General features: G+C 38.4%; 6 protein-coding genes and 1 pseudogene. 4 read left to right on the forward strand and 3 right to left on the reverse strand.

Annotated elements, in window-relative coordinates:
• Nucleotides 1-1,908, forward strand: a 1,908-nt coding sequence (rlmKL, locus tag B4237_RS13145) for a bifunctional 23S rRNA (guanine(2069)-N(7))-methyltransferase RlmK/23S rRNA (guanine(2445)-N(2))-methyltransferase RlmL (RefSeq protein WP_286943506.1), incomplete at its 5' end; no start/stop codon positions are given.
• A 14-nt stretch (nt 1,909-1,922) separates the two neighbouring features.
• Here the strand turns inward: rlmKL and B4237_RS13150 are convergent.
• Together B4237_RS13150 and clpB are read right to left on the reverse strand one after the other, a co-directional pair.
• Entirely contained in the window at nt 1,923-2,342 is a 420-nt protein-coding gene (locus B4237_RS13150; RefSeq protein WP_278595597.1) for a hypothetical protein, read from the reverse strand.
• A 169-nt stretch (nt 2,343-2,511) separates the two neighbouring features.
• Complete coding sequence (gene clpB, locus B4237_RS13155) at nt 2,512-5,091, reverse strand: ATP-dependent chaperone ClpB (protein ID WP_278595598.1); 2,580 nt, start codon at nt 5,089-5,091, stop codon at nt 2,512-2,514.
• Nucleotides 5,092-5,355: 264 nt separating this feature from the next.
• On the opposite strand from clpB, the gene B4237_RS13160 reads away from it, so the two are divergent.
• Complete coding sequence (locus B4237_RS13160; RefSeq protein WP_278595658.1) at nt 5,356-6,156, forward strand: M23 family metallopeptidase; 801 nt, start codon at nt 5,356-5,358, stop codon at nt 6,154-6,156.
• 59 nt (nt 6,157-6,215) lie between these two features.
• Here the strand turns inward: B4237_RS13160 and B4237_RS13165 are convergent, their stop codons facing one another.
• Entirely contained in the window at nt 6,216-6,638 is a 423-nt protein-coding gene (locus B4237_RS13165) for an OsmC family protein (RefSeq protein WP_007482847.1), read from the reverse strand.
• Between the two features lie 148 nt (nt 6,639-6,786).
• Here B4237_RS13165 and crp point away from each other — a divergent pair, with 148 nt between their 5' ends.
• Nucleotides 6,787-7,494 carry a cAMP-activated global transcriptional regulator CRP gene (crp, locus tag B4237_RS13170; protein ID WP_004880197.1) on the forward strand — a complete coding sequence of 236 codons (708 nt, stop codon included), beginning with the start codon at nt 6,787-6,789 and terminating at the stop codon, nt 7,492-7,494.
• Between the two features lie 212 nt (nt 7,495-7,706).
• A pseudogene (locus tag B4237_RS13175) lies at nt 7,707-7,853 on the forward strand (M48 family peptidase); the annotation flags it as partial.

Below are 7,853 nucleotides of genomic sequence, written 5' to 3' on the forward strand. Positions count from 1 at the left end.
CAGAGTACCTTTGCAGTTCGTTTACACGTCGAACGTGAGATTAAAGTAAATACCCAATTCGCTACTTTACGTGTAAAAGACGGCGTTGTTGATTCATTTATGGAAGCTGTTGGTAAGCGACCAAGTATTGATATTAAGCAACCTGAAATTACATTGTATGTTTTAGCAGGTAAAACAGAACATACCTATTGCTTGGACTTATCTGGTGATTCTTTACATAAACGCGGCTATCGTCGCTATATGACTGATGCACCTATCAAAGAAAATTTAGCTGCTGCAATCTTACAAAAAGCACAACTCAGCCAATATCAGCCGGATATTATTCTTGACCCAATGTGTGGTTCAGGCACATTTATTATTGAGTCTTTATTGATCTTGACAGATCGTGCGCCTGGTTTAGTCCGTCGTTTTGGTTTTAATGGCTGGCATGGACATGATCGTGAGTTATGGTTATCACTGAAAGCTGAAGCCGCAGAACGTCATGAAAAAGCATTAGAACAACTATTACCTAAATTTTATGCTTACGATGCTGATTGGGAAGCGGTCAAAGCAACGCGTCAAAATATCATTGCTGCTGGCTTTGAAAAACTTCTTGATCAAATCCAGATTGAAGAACGTACTTTAGCTGATTGGGATGATTTCCATGCTGAAGGTAAAAAAGCATTTATCGTAACGAATCCTCCTTATGGTGAGCGCCTAGGAGATAAAGCATCTAATCGTTCTTTATATCTAGGTCTTTCTGCTCTTTTACAAAAGAATTTTCCAAATCAACGTGCTGCAATTATTGCCGCACAAGTTGAACAAGCAGATGTTCTTGCTTTTAATGATCCACTAACCCTACGTTTGATGAATGGTAAGTTACCGATTTACATTCGTTTTGGCACAGTAAAGCCTGCGACTGTCACTCAACCATTCTTGGCAAATTGGCAGCCGCAACAATTTGACCCAATCGAAGGTGCTGAAGACTTTACCAATCGTTTGCAGAAAAATATGCAAGCTTTGAAAAAATGGGCTGTTAAAGAAAATGTTTACTGTTTACGTTTATATGACGCAGATTTGCCAGATTTTAATCTAGCAGTTGATTTATATGGCGATAAGCTACACGTTCAAGAATATGCGCCACCTAAGAAAATTGATCCAGAGAAAGCAAAAAAACGTTTTAACCTTGGCCTTGCTGCAATCCGTGCAGTAACAGGTCTAAATCGTGATGCCATCTTTATTAAAACCCGTGCCCGTCAAGCTGGAACAAATCAGTACACCAAACAAAGTACTGCATCTAAACGTTTTATCGTACAAGAAGGCAATGCACGTATCTTGGTGAATCTGACCGATTATCTGGATACAGGTTTATTCTTAGATCACCGTCAAATTCGTTTAAAAATTGCTAAAGAAGCTCGTGGCAAACATTTCTTGAATTTATATAGCTATACATCAACCGCAAGCTTACATGCTGCACTTGGTGGTGCTGCAAGTACAACAAGTGTCGACTTATCGAATACCTACCTCGGCTGGTCAAAAGAGAACTTTGTTTTAAATGGTTTAACCGTAGACCATGCAGATGAACAACATATGTTCTTTGCAAGTGATTGTTTTGAATGGTTAAAAGAAGGTCATGAACAATATGACTTAATTTTTATTGATCCACCAACTTTCTCAAATTCGAAAAAGTTCTATGGAACATTCGATGTACAGCGTGATCATGTATCTCTTCTTAAACGAGCAATGAATCGCTTAACAAGTGATGGCACGCTCTATTTCTCAAATAACTATCGTGGTTTTGAGTTAGATGAAGAAATTGAAGCACTCTATAAAGTTGAAGAAATTACGTCTGAAACAATTGGTTTAGACTTTAAGCGTAATCAAAAAATCCACCGTGCTTGGAAAATTCAACATTTAGGAATGTCATAAATTTTAACTTTGGATCACTTAATAGTTACGTTATATCTTTTAATATTAGGTGATTCAAATTCATAAATAACATAGCGATCAGGAGGCACATCATGGGGTTTCATGGTTGCTTTTTTCTTTTCTCGAACATCTAAAACAGATGTTTTCTTAGCCTCTTCATAAGGAGATAATGCTCCTTCTTCTAGCATACTGATACGAATTTCACGTAAATTACGATCACTCAATAAACGCTGTGAACGCCAGCGTTCTTCATCGGGTTTAAGCGCATCTTGTTTTGCTTTTTGGATGATACTTGGTAAGGCATTATTCAGTAATGCAGTCTGAAGTGCCAAACTTCCTTCCGTCATTGCTTGAGCAGACCACCCTGTAGATGGCAAGACAGCCATGAACAAAATCACACCGATACCTGTGTAATAATGTTGCTTATTTTCCATTCCAATTCATCCTGAATTTTTTTCTTATTTGTTTCGAAACTACCAACCTTTTAACAAAATCGCAATGTCATTGGTAATATTCCTGAAAAAATCAGATAAATTGCATGTATACAAAAAAAGATGGTAACTTTCATCACCATCTTTTTTAATCATTCGTTAAAATTTAAACTTAACTAAGTTTCATTTTATCGAAAACAAGATGACCATTTTCACCTTTTATCAAGATGTTATCGCCTGGTTGGAACTCAGCCGCTAGAATTTTCTGAGCTAAGCTGTTCTCTACCTGTTGCTGAATCGCACGTTTAAGTGGGCGAGCACCATATACAGGATCAAAACCAGCATCAATTAATATATCAAAGGCTGTATCATCTACAGTTAAGCCCATATCGCGATCACTCAAGCGAGAACGTAAACGATCTAACTGAATATCAGCGATTCCACGAATCTGTGCTTTTTGAAGCGAATGGAAAACTACTAACTCATCTATACGATTAATAAACTCAGGACGGAAGTGCTGACCAACTGCATTCATGACGACAGCTCTTACTTCATCATCAGTTGCACCCTCACCTAATTCACGTACATCTTGTGAACCTAGGTTCGAAGTCATGACAATAACCGTATTTTTAAAGTCGACAACACGACCTTGTGAATCGGTTAAACGCCCATCATCCAATACTTGTAGTAAGATATTGAATACATCAGGATGTGCTTTTTCGACTTCATCAAACAACACCACACTATATGGTTTACGGCGTACCGCTTCAGTTAAAACACCGCCTTCCTCATAGCCGACGTAACCCGGAGGAGCACCAACTAAGCGACTCACGGAGTGTTTTTCCATAAATTCCGACATATCAATACGGATCATGGCATCATCACTGTCAAATAAGAAGTTCGCCAATGCTTTGGTTAACTCAGTTTTACCGACCCCTGTTGGACCAAGAAATAAGAAAGAGCCACTTGGACGGTTTGGATCAGATAAACCTGCACGCGAACGGCGTACTGCATTAGATACAGCAACGACAGCTTCATCCTGACCGACAACACGATTGTGTAAGAACTCTTCCATATTAAGCAGTTTCTCACGCTCACCTTGCAACATCTTAGATACAGGAATACCTGTAGCCGCACTGACCACTTCGGCAATTTCGTTCTCAGTCACTTTGGTACGAATCAGTTTAGGTTCTTCGTTTTCCTCAGCAACTTCTGCTTGTTCCAAACGCTTTTGTAACTCTGGAATCACGCCGTATTGTAAACGTGCAGCTTCAGCCAAATCACCTTCACGTTTTGCCTTTTCTAATGCACTACGTGCTTGATCCAGCTCAACTTGTGCTTTTTTATCGCCTTCAACCAGTGTTTTTTCAGCTTTCCAAATTTCTTCAAGATCATTGTACTCTTTTTGCTTTTCAGCAATTTGCTGTTCAAGATGATTGACTTCAGCTCTACTGCCCGAATCCTCATCTTTTTTCACTGCTTCAAGTTGCATTTTTAACTGAATCAAGCGGCGATCCAATTTATCTAAAGCTTCTGGCTTGGAATCAATTTCCATTTTGATACGCGATGCTGCTTCATCGATCAAATCAATCGCTTTATCGGGTAACTGACGGTCTGTTATATATCGATGTGACATTTTTGCAGCAGCAATAATTGCCGAGTCTAAAATCTGTACTCCATGATGGGTTGCATACTTCTCTTTTAGCCCACGCAAAATGGCAATGGTATCTTCAACACTTGGCTCATCGACCAACACTTTTTGGAATCGACGTTCAAGCGCTGCATCTTTCTCAATATATTGACGGTATTCATCTAAAGTCGTTGCACCGACACAGCGTAATTCACCACGTGCCAAGGCGGGTTTCAACATATTACCTGCGTCCATCGCACCATCGCCTTTACCTGCACCTACGAGTGTATGTAACTCATCGATGAACAGAATGATTTCCCCTTCATGTTTTGCAAGATCTTTGAGGACAGCTTTTAGGCGCTCTTCAAATTCACCACGATATTTTGCACCTGCAAGTAATGAACCCAAATCCAAAGACAACACACGCTTATTCTTCAAACTTTCAGGGACTTCACCATTAATGATACGTTGCGCTAAACCTTCAACGATCGCAGTTTTACCCACACCAGGTTCACCAATTAGGACAGGGTTATTTTTGGTACGACGAGATAACACCTGAATCGTGCGGCGAATTTCATCATCGCGACCAATCACTGGGTCAAGCTTTCCTGCAAGTGCGCGCTCAGTTAAATCAATCGTATATTTATTCAATGAGTCACGTTGATCTTCATGATTATTGCTCATGACTTTGTCATTTCCTCGAATATTTTCAATTACTTTACGTAAGCTTTCTGGCGTTACACCAACACTGTTCAATATCGTTTTGGTTTCACCAGTTTCAGCCAACCCTAACATCACCCAATCTGTCGATAGAAACTCATCACCTGCTTTCTGTGCATAGCGGTCAGCTAAATTCAGTGCCTTTACCGCTTCAGGATTTAGATTAATATCACCCGTTGGATTTGCTATAGTCGGGGCATTTTGCAATGCCTGTTCAAGTTTTTGCTTCAGCTCTGGTAAGCGAGCACCTGATTGTTGCAACAAACTTAGATTGGCTGGTTCTTCAAGTAAAGTCGACAAAATATGAATACCTGCAATCGCAGTATGATCTTTACCCATTGCCAAAGATTGTGCATCAGAGAGTGCTTGCTGTAAGCGGTTTGTAAATTTTTCAAAACGCATTCTTGTTATTCCTCACAACAAATTTTTAACTTAACACTTAGATGGGAACTATTTTTTAAATTTCAAATAAATTTTATATATTTTTCAAAGTTTTAAAATATTTTAACCAAATAAAACTCAGTAATAATATGGGTATATAAATAATCTATTTCAAGTATATTTTGTATAATTTTTCAGTCTTTGCATATTCGCACAAAACCATTCTTGTTCTTTAATCAATAAGGTTTTAGCTTATTGTTTTGCTTCAAGCTAAAAAAGATGATGATGTACTTTAAAAAAATTATTCTCGCAGCAACATGTATGATTCCAATTCAATTACTTTTTGCTCAACTTCCTCAAGACTCTCGTCGTGCTGGTGGCATTGCCGTGATCCCTTTATCAAAAGACATCTCTCAAGTCTCTTATGATGGTAAAGCAGTACTCATCAGTAAGGAGAATGAACAACATTATGCTGTGTTTGGTATCCCTCTCTCTGCTCAAGTCGGAACACTAACTCTTAATACCAACAAGAATCCTATTCAGATTGAAATCAAACCTTATCGATACGCGGAACAACGCTTAAATGTTAAAAATAAAGACTATGTCAATCCAAATCAGGAGCAACTAGACCGCTACGCGCGTGAAGCAAAAGAACAAAATGATATTTACAGTTCTTTCAGTCAGAGTTCATGGACACAATTCCCAAATTTCATCAGACCTACTTCTGGAAAATTTAGCAACTCTTTTGGTCGTAAACGTTTTTTTAATGGTGAAGAACGTGCACCACATTCAGGTCTAGACATTCCAGCGCCGATTGGGCAAAAAGTCGTTGCACCAGCAGATGGTGTAGTTGTAGGGACTGGCAATTATTTCTTTAATGGTAATACAGTCTTGATTGATCATGGCCAAGGCTTAATTAGTATGTTTTGCCATTTGAGTAAAATTAATGTTGAAAAAGGTCAACGTATTGCTCAAGGTGAAGTTTTAGGCTTGGTCGGCAAGACGGGACGTGTAACAGGACCGCATTTACATTGGAGAATGAGTTTAAATAATGTACGTGTAGATCCTCAATTATTTTTAAAATAAGCATAAAAAAAGTGATCTATTCAATAGATCACTTTTTAGAAAAACTTAACAATAAAGTATTAAGCAGCTTCAATAATTTCGAAGTCATGTGTAATTTCAACACCGCCATCAGAAAGCATTTTGCTCGCAGAGCAGTATTTTTCAGCTGAAAGTTCGACAGCCTTTTCAACCTGCTTCTCTTTTACAGATTTTCCTGTTACAACGAAGTGTAAATGAATTTTGGTAAACACGGCTGGAATTGAATCAGCTCTTTCTGCTTTAAGCTGACATACGACATTCGTCACATCTTGGCGAGATTTCTTTAAAATGGTCACAATATCAAACGAAGCACAACCACCAAGTCCCATTAAAATCAACTCCATAGGACGTGGGCCACGGTTTTCACCCCCATATTCAGCAGAACCATCCATAACCACAGTGTGGCCACTTTCCGATTTTGCCTCAAAAGCAACATTCTCTAACCAATGTACACTTGTTTGCATTGCAACTACCCAAAAAACGTTATAAATTTACTCTGTTCTTGTACACTAACATAAAATGAGTTGATAAGGAATTTCATCTCTTCTGTGTAGAAAAGGCTCTTTTAAGGGTCTGTGCGATCGGTTTTATCCAAATTCGGAAATTTTAAGCATGACTTCAAATTTTTCACAACTTAGCACTGATGCTTTATCTCCAGGTCAGTTACCTGAATCAGTTAAAGCTCTGCTAAAACGTGCTCATATTAACAGATACCCTAAACGCACCACGATTATTGACGCTGGAATGGAATCAAAATCACTGTATTTAATATTAAAAGGTTCAGTGTCAATTATCTTACGTGAAGATGATGAACGTGAGATCGTGGTTGCATACTTAAATCCTGGTGATTTCTTTGGTGAGATGGGTCTTTTTGAAAAGAACCCACAACGTACCGCAGAAGTACGCACTCGTGACGTTTGTGAAATTGCAGAAATTTCATATGACAACTTCCATGAGCTAAGCAAACAATACCCTGATTTAAGTTATGCGGTATTTGCTCAGCTTGTTCGTCGTCTCAAAAACACGACACGTAAAGTAACAGACCTTGCATTTATTGATGTTTCTGGACGTATTGCTCGCTGTTTAATTGACTTATCTGCTCAACCTGAGGCAATGATCCTACCGAATGGTCGTCAGATTCGTATTACGCGTCAAGAAATCGGCCGTATCGTTGGTTGTTCTCGTGAAATGGTTGGTCGTGTACTTAAAACACTTGAAGATCAAGGCATGATTCAAACAGATGGTAAAGCTATTTTAATTTTTGATACTTCTTTAGAAGAGAATAGCTTTTCTGAAGATGAGTTTGACGACGAAGAATAAATCTTACTAACGTTGTGATACTCAACAAAGCCAGTGTTCTTCACTGGCTTTAATTTTTATTGTTTAGTACAGATAATTATAAATTCACAGAAATTTGATTACATAATTACAATGATTATAGAGATATTCAGAATGTAAAGCGCCTCCAACATTTTTTATAATTTACAATATTACGATGAAACTCATAAGATACTGATTTGGAGCAAATAAGTATGAAAAAATTGGCTTTAAGCCTTTGTGCCGCAACTGTCATGACTATCTCAGGTTGCGCTTCTTTTGCCGATATGGCGGGTGCAGATAGTGCAACTTTAAATGCTCAGTCAGCACAAAGCTTTGCTAAAATGACACAAGAAGCACGT

It is taken from the genome of Acinetobacter sp. UBA6526, from assembly GCF_002434875.1.
Lineage (GTDB): Bacteria > Pseudomonadota > Gammaproteobacteria > Pseudomonadales > Moraxellaceae > Acinetobacter > Acinetobacter venetianus.

Bases quoted from the DNA above. Each gene is read 5' to 3' on its own strand.
- B4237_RS13150 (WP_278595597.1), bottom strand. From the start codon at position 2,342: ATGGAAAATAAGCAACATTATTACACAGGTATCGGTGTGATTTTGTTC.
- clpB (WP_278595598.1), bottom strand. From the start codon at position 5,091: ATGCGTTTTGAAAAATTTACAAACCGCTTACAGCAAGCACTCTCTGAT.
- B4237_RS13160 (WP_278595658.1), top strand. From the start codon at position 5,356: ATGTACTTTAAAAAAATTATTCTCGCAGCAACATGTATGATTCCAATT.
- B4237_RS13165 (WP_007482847.1), bottom strand. From the start codon at position 6,638: ATGCAAACAAGTGTACATTGGTTAGAGAATGTTGCTTTTGAGGCAAAA.
- crp (WP_004880197.1), top strand. From the start codon at position 6,787: ATGACTTCAAATTTTTCACAACTTAGCACTGATGCTTTATCTCCAGGT.